This window comes from Burkholderia sp. LMU1-1-1.1 (assembly GCF_040675865.1).
In the GTDB taxonomy this organism is placed as follows: Bacteria; Pseudomonadota; Gammaproteobacteria; order Burkholderiales; family Burkholderiaceae_D; genus Rugamonas.
Genome location: NZ_JBEGHG010000006.1, coordinates 50,223 through 64,026 on the forward strand (window position 1 = coordinate 50,223; position 13,804 = coordinate 64,026).

The window sequence follows — 13,804 nt, forward strand, 5'->3', positions numbered from 1 at the left end:
CGACCGGCCGCGGGCGCGGTCGGCGGTGCGGTGCGTGGCGGGGGCGCTAACGGCGGCCGCGGAACAGCTGCGGCAGCAGTTCGGCCAGGTGGGCGCGCTCGTCGCCCTGGGCACGGTGCAGCGCCTGCTGCGGACCGTGCATGAATTTCGCGGTGAGGCCCTTGGACAGGGCTTCGAGGACGGCGTCGATGTCTTCGCCCTTGGCCAGCATCTTGCGGGCGCGTTCCAGTTCGATCTGGCGCAGCGCCTCGCCGTTCTCCTGCAAGCTTTGGATGACCGGCACCACGGCGCGGTCGTCGATCCAGTGCATGAACGACTGCACCCGGGTTTCGATGATCGCCTCGGCCTGCGCGACGGCGGCCTGGCGGTTCTCCATCCCGGTCTGCACGACCTTGCCCAGGTCGTCGACGGTGTACAGGAAGGCGTCGTTCAGGCGCGACACTTCCGGTTCGATATCGCGCGGCACGGCCAGATCGACCATGAACATCGGCTTGTGGCGGCGCGCCTTGATCGCGCGCTCCACCATGCCAAGGCCGATCAGCGGCAGCGACGAGGCGGTGCAGGAGATGACGATGTCGTACTGGTGCAGCTTGTCCTGCAGGTCGGCCAGGCGGATCGCGCGGCCGCCGTAGCGGTGCGCCAGCAGCTCGCCGCGTTCCAAGGTGCGGTTGGCGATGGTGATGGTTTTCGGATTCTGCGCCGCGAAGTGGGTGGCGCACAATTCGATCATCTCGCCGGCGCCGATGAACAGCACGTTCTGCTCGGAGATCTTATCGAAGATGCGCTGCGACAGGCGCACGGCGGCGGCGGCCATCGACACGCTGTGGGCGCCGATCTCGGTGGTGCTGCGCACTTCCTTGGCGACCGAGAAGCTGCGCTGGAACAGCTGGTGCAGATAGGTGCCCAGGCCGCCCGCCTCGTCGGCGGTGCGGATCGCGTCCTTGATCTGGCCGAGGATCTGCGTCTCGCCCAGCACCATCGAATCGAGCCCGGAGGCGACGCGGAAGGTGTGGCGCACGGCGTCGTGCTGCGGCAACAAATACAGGTGGGGACGCAGCTCGGCGTAGTTCAGCTTGTGGAAATCGGCGAGGAAATGGGCGCCGGCGTCGAGTGGATCGGGCACCTGGCTGGCCGCGTAGAGCTCGGTGCGGTTGCAGGTCGACAGGATCGCCGCCTCGTCGCTGCCGCGATGGTCGATGCGCTCGAACCACGAACGCGCCGCCACCACCGCCTGGCCGAGCTGGTCAGGGGCGAACGCCAGCTGCTCGCGTAGCGAGACCGGTGCGGTGTTGTGGTTGAGGCCGACGGCAAGCAGCTGCATTTCGGGTCCGGACGATGAATTAGCGGACATTATACCGTGATGACCTGTATGTTGCCCCGGAGCTGCCTAAAGCAATAGCAGCGGACCGGCCTTTCGGGACGGGGCGTGCGGGGATCACGCCGCGCCGAGTTTTTCCAGTCGGTAACCGTAACTGTACACCGGAACCAGGCGGAAGCCGTTTTCGGGCTTGAGCTGCAATTTGTTGCGCACGCGCGAAACGTGGGTGTCCATGGTGCGGGACGGCACGGCGGTTTCGCGGATCCACACGGCCTCGTGAATATAGGCGCGCGACAGCGGCCGGCCGATGTTGCGGAAAAATAACAGTGCGAGGTAGAACTCTTTGTGGGTGACGTCCAACACCACCCCATCCATCAGCAAACGGCCGGGCCGGGTCTCGAAAACGTATTGACCGAATTGCAATTGTTCGGCGCCGTTCTGGGCCGGATAGGCGCGCCGCAGCAGCGCTTGCACGCGCGCGACCATCTCGCTGCGGCGGAGCGGCTTGATCATGTAATCGTCGGCGCCGGCGGCCAGGCCGGCGACGATATCGTCCTCGCCGGAGCTGGTCGTGAGGAACAGCACGGGGGCGCTGTCGGGCAGCTTTTCACGAGCGCGGCGCATCACTTCGGCACCGGTCAGATCGACCACCTGCCAGTCGAGTATGAGCATGTCGTAACTGTCTTTTCGCAGCTGTGCCAGCACGTCTTTTGCGGTCTGAAAACTGTGGCAAATGTGGCCGGCGGAGGTCAACACCTGGCAGATCAAGTCTGCCTGGCTGCGGTCGTTGTCGAGTACGGCGATTCTCATACTGCTGCCTGTAGGAAATATATGTTAAAGAGATGTCACGTCAAATATAACAGAGATTCACAAATTAATTGGCAGAATGATTAAATATTTTTTTTGGGACATTAACGTTTGTCGTTTGACAATGCATTTTTTCATCGTGCGCGCCCGTCCGGTTATTACACGGTACACTGGAAAAAGCCCGAATTCAATGAAGAAGTTGAAATTTGGAAAGAATCTTCAGTTCATCCGGGAGGCGCTATGGGACTCAAAACAAACACGAACTGGACCTTGGTGCCGGGCACCGCGCGCGATATTGATGCAGTGCGGGAACGCTGCCGGAAGCTGGTGCGGCGCCGCGCGATGGTGTCGGCCGGGGTGGCGGCGGTGCCGATCCCTGGCCTCGATGTGGTGTCGGATCTGCGCCTGTTCGCGCTGCTGATCGACGACATCAACCACGAATTCGGGCTGTCGGAGGAACAGATCGAACGGCTGCAGCCCAAGTTCAAGCTGATCGCCTACGAGGCGGCGATCGGCGTCGGCGGCATGCTGGTCGGCAAGGTGGTCACGCGCGAGGTGGTGACGACGATGTTGCGCAAGACCGGCATGAAGGTGGCCGCGCGCCAGGCCGGCAAGATGGTGCCGCTGGCCGGCCAGCTGGCGGCGGCCGGGATCGGATTTTTCGCGTTCCGGCAGATCGGTTACCAGCACGTGGAGGCCTGCGTCAAGGTGGCGGCCAAGCTGGTGACGGCGGGTGTCGCGCAGGACGGCGGAGTGGTCCGTCCGGCATAAAGTGTGTCGCGGACGACACGTTGACGGGCCGCCCGGCCCGCCGATTGATTAGCCGTGCGTCAAGCGTCCGGCAGCACCACGTTCACGTCCAGCACCTCCAAGTTGCCCTGGCGGTCGAGCGAAATCTTGATGTCGTCGGCGTTGACCTTGGTGTACTTCGAAATCACCTCAATCAATTCCTTGTGCAGCGCCGGCAGAAAATCCGGACCGCTGCGGCCATTGCGCTCGCGCGCGATGATGATCTGCAACCGCTCCTTGGCCGCCGTCGCGGTTTTCTGTTTTTGCGGGAACAGGAAAGAAAGCAGGGCCATGTCACTTGCTCCCAAAAATACGCTGCAGAAGGCCTGGCTTTTCATAATTGACGAAGCGCAACGGCAATTCCTGGCCGAGGAAGCGCGACACCACGTCTTCGTAGGCTTCCGCGACATCGGTGCCCTTGAAGTGAATGGCCGGGTTACCCTGGTTTGAAGCGTGCAGCACCGATTCCGATTCCGGGATGATGCCGATCAAAGGAATGCGCAGGATTTCCTGCACGTCTTGGTACGACAGCATTTCGTCCGCTTCCACGCGTTTCGGCGAGTAGCGGGTGATCAGCAGATGTTCCTTGACCGGCTCGCCGCCGGTCTGGGCGCGGCGCGACTTGGCCTGGATGATGCCGAGGATGCGGTCCGAATCGCGCACCGACGACACTTCCGGATTGGTGACGATGATCGCTTCGTCGGCGAAGGTCAGCGCCATCAGCGCGCCATGCTCGATACCGGCCGGCGAATCGCAAATGATGAACTCGAAGCCCATGTTGATCAGTTCGTGCAGCACGACTTCCACGCCGTCTTCCGACAGCGCATCCTTGTCGCGCGTCTGCGAGGCCGGCAGGATGAACAGGTTGTCGCAGTGCTTGTCCTTGATCAGCGCCTGGGTCAGCGACGCTTCCTTGTTGATCACGTTGATCAGGTCGTACACCACGCGGCGTTCGCAGCCCATGATCAGGTCGAGGTTGCGCAGGCCGACGTCGAAGTCGATGACGGCGGTCTTATGGCCGCGCATGGCCAGGCCGGTGGAGAAGCTCGCGCTGGAAGTCGTCTTACCGACACCGCCCTTGCCGGACGTCACTACAATGATTCTCGCCACAAATAATCCTTTTCAGAGAGATGAACAGCAGGCCACTCAGGCGCGGTTCGCGGAATTGACAGATAGTATATCGATTCGGTCGCCCACCAAGCGGATTTGCGCAGGGGAACGCGCGAACTCGGCGGGGAACCCGTCTTCAAAAGTACGGTAAACGCCGGCAATTGACACCAATTCCGGCGACATGCTCATCGCGAAGATGCGCGCCTCGGGATTGCCGGAGGCGCCCGCCAGCGCGCGGCCGTGCAGCGTGTTGTAGACATGGATGCTGCCGTCGGCGATGACTTCGGCGCCGTTGTTGACGACCGCCGTGATGATCAGGTCGCAGCCGCGCGCGTAGATGCGCTGGCCGGCGCGCACCGGCGTGTCGATGATCATGACGCCGGCGTTGCCGGGCAGACTGTCGGTGGCCGCCGCCGCCGTGGCCGCAGCGACCGGCGCCTTGCTGGCGGCCGGGGTTGCCGCTTTGGCCGCCGCCTTGGCCGCTGTTTTGGCCGACTCGGCGTCGGCCTCGTCGGCGCGCGGCTTGGTCGCGGTTTCCAGGCTCAGTCCGTGGGCGGCGATCTCGGCGGCCATGGACGGCGGCGCGTTGCGCACGGCGACCGGATTCAAGCGGTATTTTTTCAGCAGGGCGATGATGCCGGCCCAGTCGACGGGATCGCAGCCGGCCGGCAGCGCGGCGACATCGATCACGGCCAGGTCGTCTTCGAAAAAGTCGGTGGTGCCACCGGTCATTTCGGCCAACGCGGCGTCGAGAGCGATGCTGTCGGCGGTCGCCAGGATGGCGGAGACGGCGACAACGGTGGAAATCTTGATTTCGATGGGCTTTTGAAACAGGCTCTTGGACATGGGCGACAGTATTAGAGGTTAACCTCGCGCGCATGCGCAGGCACGAGCATTCTACTGTGGAAACCGGTGGATGGGGAGGCCGCACGGCTTACTGAGCCAGTAAAAATGCGGGATTTGGGGCTGCGGGGCAGCCATGGCCCGGGCCGTTGACGAATGCCGCGGCGTACGTTTTCCTATGAATCGGGCCGGGACCTCACCAAATTCTGAAACACGTAGGGCGGATTAGCGTAGCGTAATCCGCCAATGCGTGCGTCGTCGGCGGCTCATCCATGGCGGATTACGGCGTCCCGCCTCCCGCCTAATCCGCCCTACGTGGTTTAGATTTGATCGAAGGTTCGTGGCCCCAGCAAATTCAATAAATTTGAAGCGCCGAGGCCGCTCAACTCAATAGATCGCGTGCTCGGCCCGCAGCTGGTGCGCCGCCGCCACCATATTGCGCAGCGCCGTCTCCGTCTCCGCCCACCCCCGCGTCTTCAGGCCGCAATCCGGATTCACCCATAGATTGCCGGCAGGAATCACCGCGCTGGCCTTGCGCAGCAGCCTCACCATCTCCGCCTGGCCCGGCACGCGCGGCGAGTGGATGTCGTACACGCCCGGTCCGATCTCGTTCGGGTAACGGAATCGCCCGAAGCCATTGAGCAGCTCCATGTCCGAGCGGCTGGTCTCGATCGTGATCACGTCCGCGTCCATCGCGGCGATCTGCGGCAGGATGTCGTTGAACTCGGCATAACACATGTGCGTGTGGATCTGCGTGCCGTCCGCCGCCACGCCGGCCGAGACGCGGAACGCGCGCGTGGCCCACTCGAGGTACCCGTCCCAGCGGCCCCGCCGCAGCGGCAAGCCTTCGCGCACGGCGGGCTCGTCGATCTGGATGATGACTATGCCGGCCCGCTGCAAATCGTCCACCTCGTCGCGGATCGCCAGCGCGATATGCAGCGCGGTGGACGAGCGTGGCTGGTCGTCGCGCACGAACGACCATTGCAAAATCGTGATCGGTCCCGTCAGCATGCCCTTCATCGGCTTGCCGGTCAGGCTTTGCGCGTGCACGGTCCAGTCCACCGTCATCGCTTTCGGGCGGCTGACGTCGCCGTAAATGATGGGTGGCTTGACGCAGCGCGATCCGTACGACTGCACCCAGCCCAGCTGCGTGAAGATGAAGCCGTCCAGCTGCTCGCCGAAATACTCGACCATGTCGTTGCGCTCGGCCTCGCCGTGCACCAGCACGTCGAGGCCGAGCTCCTCCTGCCGGCGCACCGCGTAGGCGATCTCGTCGCGCATCTTGCCTTCGTAGTCGGCGGCGTTCAGTTCGCCGCGCTTGAAGCCGGCCCGGGCGGCGCGGATGGCTGCCGTTTGCGGGAACGAGCCGATGGTCGTGGTCGGAAAGTCCGGCAGCCGCAGGCGCGCGCGCTGCACGGTCTGGCGCTGCGCGAAGTTCGATTGCCTGCGGTCGGCGTCGCCGCCCAGCGCCGCCAGCCGCTCCCGCACGGCGACCTGGTGCACGCGTGCGCTGGCGCGGCGGCCGGCCAGCGCGGCACGCGAGGCCTCCAGCGCGTCGCTGACCGAGGCTTCGTGGATGCCTTGCAGCGCTTGCTTCAGCACGTACAGCTCGTCCAGCTTTTCGGTGGCGAAGGCCAGCCACGATTTGATGTCGGCGTCGAGCGCGTGTTCGGCGGCAAGCGTGAATGGCACGTGCAGCAACGAGCACGACGACGACAGCCACAGCTTGCCGCCGCGCTTCTCGACGATGGGCGCCAAGGCCGCCAGCGCCGCGTCCAGGTCGGTGCGCCAGATGTTGCGGCCGTCGACGATGCCGACCGACAGCACCTTGTGCACCGGCAGCCAGTCGGCGATGCTGGTCAGCTCATGCGCGGCGCGCACGCCGTCCACATGCAACCCCGCAACGGGCAGCCGGCAAGCCAGGCTCAGGTTTTCTTCCAGCGGCGAGAAATAGGTCGCCAGCAGCAGCGGCACGCCGACCTGGTTCAGTTGCCAGTAGGTGTTTTCAAACGCGTTGCGCCATGGCGCCGGCAGGTCCAGTCCGAGGATGGGTTCGTCCACCTGCACCCACTGCACGCCTTGCGCCTTCAGGCGGTCCAGCGCGGCGCCGTAGACCGGCAGCAGCTTGTCGAGCAGGTCGAGGCGGTTGAATCCGGCCTCCACGGCGGCGCCTTTCTCCTTGCCCAGCCACAGGAAGCTCAGCGGCCCGAGCAGCACTGCCTTGACCGCGTGGCCGAGCGCCTGCGCTTCCGCGACCTCGTCGAACAGCCGTTCGCAGGCCAGCGAGAACGCGGTTTCCGGCGTGAATTCAGGCACGAGGTAGTGGTAGTTGGTGTCGAACCACTTGGTCATCTCCAGCGCGGCCGAGGCGTGCACGTCGCCGTGGGAATGGTCGTGGCCGCAGTCGGGGCCGCATTCCTTGCCGCTGTCATGACCATCGTTGCCGCCATCGCCGCGCGCCATCGCGAAATAGCGGCCCAGCTGCGATTGGCGGGGATCGAAGCCGTAACGGGCCGGTTCGCAGCCCAATAGCTGAACATGATTGGCGACCTGGTCGTAGAAGGCGAAATCGCCGACGGTGACGAAGTCCAGCCCGGCCCGCTCCTGCAACGCCCAGTGGCGGGCGCGCAGATCGCGTCCGACCGCTTCCAGTCCGGCTTCCGACAGCTCGCCGCGCCAGTGCGCTTCGAGCGCGAATTTCAGTTCACGTGCCGCGCCGATGCGTGGAAAACCCGGAATATGGGTGTGGATGTGGCTCGCGCCCGCTTTATTTGATGGTGTCATGATCGGTGTCATCCGCATTTAATATTGATGCGATAAAGTTTGCGGCATTCCGGTCTATAATCAAAACGAAAGATTTTGTAGTTTCACATGAAAATTTTTAATAGACCATGCTAGAGATACGCCACCTCCGCACCCTGAGCGCGCTTCGTTCGGCCGGCAGCCTGGTGCGCGCCGCCCAACTGCTCAACCTGACCCAGTCGGCGTTGTCCCATCAGATCAAGTTGCTGGAAGATCGCTACGGCGGGCCGCTTTTTGAGCGCAAATCCGTGCCGATCGGCTTTACCGCCACCGGCGCGCGGCTGCTCAAACTGGCCGATATGCTGCTGCCGGAAATCGAGGCGGCCGAGCGCGAAGTGGCCCGTTTAACCCAGGGCGACACCGGCCAACTGCGCGTCGCGCTTGAATGCCACACCTGCTTCGATTGGCTGATGCCGGTCATGGACGAGTTCCGCAAGCGCTGGCCGGACGTGGAAATCGACCTGGTCTCCGGCTTCCACAGCGAGCCCGCCGAGCTACTGCGCGCCGGTGCCGCCGACCTCGTCATCGGTTCGCCGTATGGCCCGGATTTCGTTACGTTCCCGCTGTTCCGTTATGAAATCCTGGTCGTCATGGCGCAAAAACACCGGCTGGCGACGCAGCGCCGCTTGCAGGCGGCCGACTTCGAGGGCGAGACCCTGATCACCTATCCGGTGCCGGAAACCCGCATCGACCTCATCCGCGAAGTACTGCAACCGGCCGGCATCGAGGTCCAGCGCCGCACCGCCGAGCTGACCGTGGCCGTGCTGCAACTGGTCGCCAGCCGCCGCGGCATCGCCGCCTTGCCCAACTGGGCCATCAAGAACTATGTCGACTACGACTACGTCATCGCCAAGCCGGTGGGCGACCACGGCCTGTGGAGCGACCTGTTCGTCTCGGTGCCGGAGTCGCAAAGACAAAAGGCCTACGTGCTCGATTTCGTCAAAGTGATACGCGAGCAGTGCGCCGCCACGCTCGACGGTATCAGATTATTGTCGTGACAAATTTGCATGGTTTCTTCAAAATGTCTTGCGGCAGGTCGAAGCAAAGATTGACATAAATCAAGGTGTCGCCAAATCCGGGCGCTTACGATGGGTCCGCGACTTTGGTCAGTCTCGCTGGCATGGATGCTGCTAGAGAAACACCTGCCAGATCCTCGCGGCGACGCACAATCGAAACCCCCACGATCCTGCCGTCGTAGGCGTATTATCGACGTTCGTGTAGTTGCTCAATGTTGTTGCTAAACTAAGCCGGTCTTGGCCGGCGTATTGGAGAGTCATATGGATGATGTAGTTATCGTGGCCGCTGGCCGTACCGGTGTCGGCAAATTCGGCGGCAGCCTCGCCAAGATCGCGGCCTCGGACCTGGGCGCGCACGTGATCAAGGGCCTGTTGGCCAAGACCGGCATCGATCCAAGCCAGATCAGCGAAGCGATCCTGGGCCAGGTGCTGACCGCCGGCGTCGGCCAGAATCCGGCCCGCCAGGCGGTCATCAAGTCCGGCCTGCCGAATTCCATTCCCGGTTTCACCATCAACCACGTGTGCGGCAGCGGTTTGAAAGCCACCCATCTGGCGGCGCAGGCGATTAAATGTGGCGACGCACAAATCGTCATCGCCGGCGGCCAGGAAAACATGAGCGCCTCGCCGCACGCGATGCCGGGTTCGCGCGACGGCTTCCGCATGGGCGAGATCAAGATGGTCGACACCATGATCGTCGACGGCCTGTGGGACGCGTTCAACCAGTACCACATGGGCATCACCGCCGAGAACGTCGCGAAAAAACACGACATCTCGCGCGCCGAGCAGGACGAGTTCGCGCTGCAATCGCAGCTGAAGGCCGAAGCCGCTCAAAAAGAAGGCAAGTTCAAGGACGAGATCCTGCCGCTGGAGATCGCCAATAAAAAAGGCACCGTGGTCTTCGACAGCGACGAATACATCAAGCCCGGTTCGACCCTCGAAGGCCTGGCCGGCCTGCGTCCGGCGTTCAACAAGGAAGGCAGCGTCACCGCCGGCAACGCGTCCGGCCTGAACGACGGCGCCGCCGCCGTCATCATGATGTCCGCCACCAAGGCCAAGGAACTGGGCCTGCCGGTGCTGGCCAAGGTCAAGGCCTACGCTTCGTCCGGCCTGGACCCGGCCCTGATGGGCATGGGCCCGGTCTCGGCCAGCCGCCTGTGCCTGAAAAAGGCCGGCTGGACCCCGGACGACCTGGACCTGATGGAAATCAACGAAGCCTTCGCCGCGCAGGCCGTCGCCGTCAACAAGGAAATGGGCTGGGACACCAGCAAGATCAACGTCAACGGCGGCGCCATCGCGATCGGCCACCCGATCGGCGCGTCCGGCGCCCGCATCCTGGTCACCTTGATCCACGAAATGATCCGCCGCGACGCCAAGAAGGGCCTGGCCTCGCTGTGCATCGGCGGCGGCATGGGCGTGGCGCTGGCGATCGAGCGTCCGTAAGGATAAAGATAAACATGCCGCCTCCGCGGTCGCGGGGCGGCCCGCGAACTTTGGTGTCAGCGAAGTTTGGTATCAACTAAGAAGAGGGGACAATTATGGCAAGAGTTGCATTGGTAACTGGCGGTATGGGCGGTCTGGGCGAAGCAGTGTGTTTCAAACTGTCGGCGCTCGGCTATAACGTGGTCACGACGTATTCCCCTGGCAATCCCAAGGTCGAGCAGTGGCTCGCCACGACGCGCGACCAGGGTTTCAACTTCCGCGCCTATCCTTGCGACGTGGCGGACTACGACTCGGCGCAAGCCTGCGTGGCCGCCATCGAAAAGGACATCGGTCCGATCGATGTGCTGGTCAACAACGCCGGCATCACCCGCGACATGACGTTCAAGAAGATGGACAAGCCGAACTGGGACGCCGTCATGGCCACCAATCTGGACTCCGTGTTCAACATGACCAAGCCGGTCTGCGACGGCATGGTCGATCGCGGCTGGGGCCGCATCATCAACATCTCGTCGGTCAACGGCCAGAAGGGCGCCTTCGGCCAGACCAACTACTCCGCGGCCAAGGCCGGCATGCACGGCTTCACCAAGGCGCTGGCGCTGGAAGTGGCACGCAAGGGCGTGACCGTCAACACCATCTCGCCGGGCTACATCGGCACCAAGATGGTCATGGAGATTCCGCAGGAAGTGCTCGATACCAAGATCATTCCGCAAATTCCGATGGCGCGCCTGGGCAAGCCGGAAGAAGTGGCCGGCCTGGTCGCTTATCTGTCGTCGGACGAGGCGGCCTTCGTCACCGGCGCCAACATCGCCATCAACGGCGGCCAGCACATGTCCTAAGCCGAGCTTTCAAGCTTGCCGCCACGGCAATCGAAGCCAGGTTCGTTCGCGATCCTGGCTTTTTTTTCGTACAATCAGCTATCGATGCCCAAAGGATAGCCATGTTCGACCCCGCCACCCCCCTGTTCCCGCCCATCCTGCCGACCCGGCACGGCATGCTGGCGGTCGACGACCTGCACACCATCTATTGGGAGGAGGTCGGCAATCCGAACGGCATTCCGGTCATTTTCCTGCATGGCGGTCCGGGCGCCGGCCTGTCGCCGCAGCACCGCCGCTTCTTCGACCCGGAACAGTACCGCGTGATCCTGTTCGACCAGCGCGGCGCCGGCAAATCGCTGCCGCTGGGCGAGTGCCGCGACAACACCACGCAGCTGCTGATCGGCGACATCGAACGCCTGCGCGCGCTGTTCGGCATCGAGCAATGGCTGGTGTTCGGCGGCTCGTGGGGTTCGACCCTGGCGCTGGCCTACGGCCAGGCGCATCCCGAGCGCTGCCTCGGCTTCGTGCTGCGCGGGATCTTCCTGTGCACGCAGGCGGAAATCGACTGGTTCCTGTACGGCGCGCAGTGGTTCCACCCCGAGGTGTACGAGGAATTCGTCGCGCCGATTCCGCTGGCGGAGCGCGGCAACCTGCTCAAAGCCTATGTGGACCGCATCATGAGCGACGACCCCGAAGTCTACTGGCCGGCGGTGCGCGCGTGGAGCCGTTTCGAGGGCCGCCGCGTGTTCCTGCTGCCGCAGCCGGAGGAGCCGCCGTCGGACGCGCTGGATCTGGGCGTGGGCCGGCTGGAATCGCACTACATGGCCAACCTGGGCTTCTTCGAAGACGATCAGCTGATCCGCGACATGGGCCGCATCGCCCACCTGCCGGCGGTGATCGTGCAGGGCCGCTACGACGTGATCTGCCCGCCGTCGTCGGCGTGGCGCCTGCGCGAGGCGTGGCCGGGCGCGGTGCTGCACATGATTCCCGACGCCGGCCACGGCGCGATGGAAAAGGGCATCGCGCACGCGCTGGTGGGTGCGACCGAACAGTTCAAGCGCAGTCGCGCATTTGCAGCATTTGCCTGACGACGCTGCACATTCGCGCGCGCGCGGCGCCGAGAATCGGCCCGCGCACGCCCCGGGCTGCTACACTATGGCTTGAGTAGCAATATCGACAGCCCAGAGAGGCGCGCATTAAAACCAGCTTATATGCAATCATGAATATTCAGATCGGCGATATCGGCCACATTATCCAACTGGCCATTGCGCCGGTGTTCCTGCTGACGGGCGTGTGCACCAACCTGATGGTGCTGACCAACCGTCTGGCGCGCATCATCGATCGTTCGCGGGTGCTGGAGGACCGGCTCGACATCGGTTACAGCGACGTCTATCTCAACGAACTCGATGTGCTATACCGAAGATCGCACCTGATCAACGCCTCGATCACCTTGTCGACCGCCTGCGGCCTGCTGATTTGCCTGGTCATCGCGATGCTGTTTTTGGGCGACATCACCAACACCCCGCTGGATAAGTACATCGCCGGCATGTTCGTGGTGGCGATGCTGGCGCTGATCGGCAGCTTCTGCTACCTGTTGCGCGAGATTTTCATCGCCTCGGCGGCGATGCGTTCGCACCGGCACGTGCGCCGCGCCCCGGTCAAATAACCTGTAAAGAATAGAGTACCAACATGCACGACTACCAACGCCCTCCGACCCTGCACCGCTACGGCGTGCGCGAAGACCTGGAACTGGCGCTGACCCAGGGCCAGTTCATCCTCGTCCCGGCCTCCAACTGCCTGACCCTGAGCTTCTCGAAGGCGTGGGACCGCAAGCTGTTCGAGCTGTTCTCGTCCGACGCCTGCCTGATCATCCACAACACCGAGGAATTCGGCGAGCGCCTGCACCGCGCGGTGCAGCGCACGCTGCCCAGCTGGGCGGGCATCGACGGCGCCATCGAATACGGCACGCGCGCCGCGCTGGGCGCCGCCTTCACCAAGACGGCGGCCGAAGCGCAGGAGCAGGAGTGGCAGTTCGCCTGGCGCTCGATGCAGAGCAAACTGAGTTTGAATCCGGTGCTGGTGAAGATCGGCAGCCTGGAAAACTTCGCCGAGCTGCGCTCGCGCGATACCTACCTGGCCTGATTGGCCGGCGTTGGCGTCTGTACGGGCGCTGGCGCCGGCGGCGTGACGGGAACGGCCGGCGTGGCTTGCACCGACGGCGCGCCGCGCTTGGCGGTATCGTCGCGCCGTTCGATGCGCGCCACCACGGCGCTCATCATGTGTTCGATATCGTTGCGTATCATCTTCGCGCCCAGGATGCCGGGCACATAGAAGTTCGGCACCAGCCGGCCGCTGTAGACGATTTTGGTGCCGCCGGTTTCGGGCACCGGTATCAATTCCCACTTCGATTCGTAGTGCTTCATGTCGCCCGATATCAGCGAGATATCGATCGACGACATCGGCTGCTCGGTGGCCCGCACGATCAGGTGGATGGCCTTGGACATGAACAGAAAACGCGCCACGCCGAATTGTTCGATGATCACTTCATTACCGTTGCGTGACAGGACCTTGCATGATTCCAGGTCCGGCACGAATTCCGACATGCGCTCGTAGCCGGTCAGGATGCGCCATACCTTCGGCAGTGGCGCCGCCACCGTCGCCGTGGCGTCCACTTCGTACATGTGCTGCGCTTCGGCGTCCACGCGATTGACCGAGACCTCCAGCTTGGGTAGTTCAAGCTTCGGTGCTTGTGCCGTCACCACCGGGGCAGTCACACCTAACAACAAAAACAGAAGGAATCGCATCATCTTTCCAGCGTAAGGGAAAGGGTGGCAGAATACAAGCGAAGCGCCGTCACGTTACAA

Annotated in this window: 14 protein-coding genes; 7 read left to right on the forward strand and 7 right to left on the reverse strand. The window is 63.4% G+C overall.

Features of this window, described 5'->3' with window-relative positions; genetic code table 11:
* Positions 1-46: 46 nt before the first annotated feature.
* Together hemA and MRBLMU1_RS07050 are read right to left on the reverse strand one after the other, a co-directional pair.
* Positions 47-1,321, reverse strand: a complete 1,275-nt coding sequence (hemA, locus tag MRBLMU1_RS07045) for a glutamyl-tRNA reductase (RefSeq protein ID WP_363499070.1) — start codon at positions 1,319-1,321, stop codon at positions 47-49.
* Between the two features lie 114 nt (positions 1,322-1,435).
* Positions 1,436-2,128 (reverse strand): response regulator transcription factor, encoded by a 693-nt coding sequence (locus MRBLMU1_RS07050; protein ID WP_090323982.1) that lies wholly within the window; start codon positions 2,126-2,128, stop codon positions 1,436-1,438.
* A gap of 237 nt (positions 2,129-2,365) precedes the next feature.
* Between MRBLMU1_RS07050 and MRBLMU1_RS07055 the strand changes: the two genes are divergently transcribed.
* Positions 2,366-2,896, forward strand: a complete 531-nt coding sequence (locus MRBLMU1_RS07055; RefSeq protein WP_363499075.1) for a hypothetical protein — start codon at positions 2,366-2,368, stop codon at positions 2,894-2,896.
* 59 nt (positions 2,897-2,955) lie between these two features.
* On the opposite strand, the gene minE is transcribed toward MRBLMU1_RS07055, so the two are convergent.
* From minE to metE, 4 genes are all read right to left on the reverse strand, one after another.
* Complete coding sequence (gene minE / locus MRBLMU1_RS07060; RefSeq protein WP_090323978.1) at positions 2,956-3,207, reverse strand: cell division topological specificity factor MinE; 252 nt, start codon at positions 3,205-3,207, stop codon at positions 2,956-2,958.
* Between the two features lies 1 nt (position 3,208).
* Entirely contained in the window at positions 3,209-4,024 is an 816-nt protein-coding gene (gene minD, locus MRBLMU1_RS07065; RefSeq protein ID WP_090323976.1) for a septum site-determining protein MinD, read from the reverse strand.
* 36 nt (positions 4,025-4,060) lie between these two features.
* On the reverse strand, positions 4,061-4,870 hold the full coding sequence (gene minC, locus MRBLMU1_RS07070) for a septum site-determining protein MinC (RefSeq protein WP_363499079.1): 810 nt from the start codon (positions 4,868-4,870) through the stop codon (positions 4,061-4,063).
* A 384-nt stretch (positions 4,871-5,254) separates the two neighbouring features.
* On the reverse strand, positions 5,255-7,651 hold the full coding sequence (gene metE, locus MRBLMU1_RS07075; RefSeq protein ID WP_363499082.1) for a 5-methyltetrahydropteroyltriglutamate--homocysteine S-methyltransferase: 2,397 nt from the start codon (positions 7,649-7,651) through the stop codon (positions 5,255-5,257).
* A gap of 107 nt (positions 7,652-7,758) precedes the next feature.
* Here metE and MRBLMU1_RS07080 point away from each other — a divergent pair, with 107 nt between their 5' ends.
* From MRBLMU1_RS07080 to MRBLMU1_RS07105, 6 genes are all read left to right on the forward strand, one after another.
* A complete protein-coding gene (locus MRBLMU1_RS07080; RefSeq protein ID WP_363499085.1) occupies positions 7,759-8,667 on the forward strand; it encodes a LysR family transcriptional regulator in 909 nt (302 codons plus the stop codon).
* 279 nt (positions 8,668-8,946) lie between these two features.
* On the forward strand, positions 8,947-10,125 hold the full coding sequence (locus tag MRBLMU1_RS07085) for an acetyl-CoA C-acetyltransferase (protein WP_363499088.1): 1,179 nt from the start codon (positions 8,947-8,949) through the stop codon (positions 10,123-10,125).
* 95 nt (positions 10,126-10,220) lie between these two features.
* Entirely contained in the window at positions 10,221-10,961 is a 741-nt protein-coding gene (phbB, locus tag MRBLMU1_RS07090) for an acetoacetyl-CoA reductase (RefSeq protein ID WP_209721275.1), read from the forward strand.
* Positions 10,962-11,062: 101 nt separating this feature from the next.
* Positions 11,063-12,028 (forward strand): prolyl aminopeptidase, encoded by a 966-nt coding sequence (gene pip, locus MRBLMU1_RS07095; protein ID WP_363499091.1) that lies wholly within the window; start codon positions 11,063-11,065, stop codon positions 12,026-12,028.
* A 131-nt stretch (positions 12,029-12,159) separates the two neighbouring features.
* Positions 12,160-12,606, forward strand: a complete 447-nt coding sequence (locus tag MRBLMU1_RS07100; RefSeq protein WP_090323960.1) for a DUF2721 domain-containing protein — start codon at positions 12,160-12,162, stop codon at positions 12,604-12,606.
* Between the two features lie 23 nt (positions 12,607-12,629).
* Positions 12,630-13,082 (forward strand): hypothetical protein, encoded by a 453-nt coding sequence (locus MRBLMU1_RS07105; protein WP_363499094.1) that lies wholly within the window; start codon positions 12,630-12,632, stop codon positions 13,080-13,082.
* Here the strand turns inward: MRBLMU1_RS07105 and MRBLMU1_RS07110 are convergent.
* Positions 13,070-13,699: an SRPBCC family protein gene (locus MRBLMU1_RS07110; protein ID WP_363499097.1), complete on the reverse strand. Its 630-nt coding sequence runs from the start codon at positions 13,697-13,699 to the stop codon at positions 13,070-13,072. The two genes, MRBLMU1_RS07105 and MRBLMU1_RS07110, sit on opposite strands and share 13 nt — an antisense overlap.
* Between the last annotated feature and the right edge of the window lie 105 nt (positions 13,700-13,804).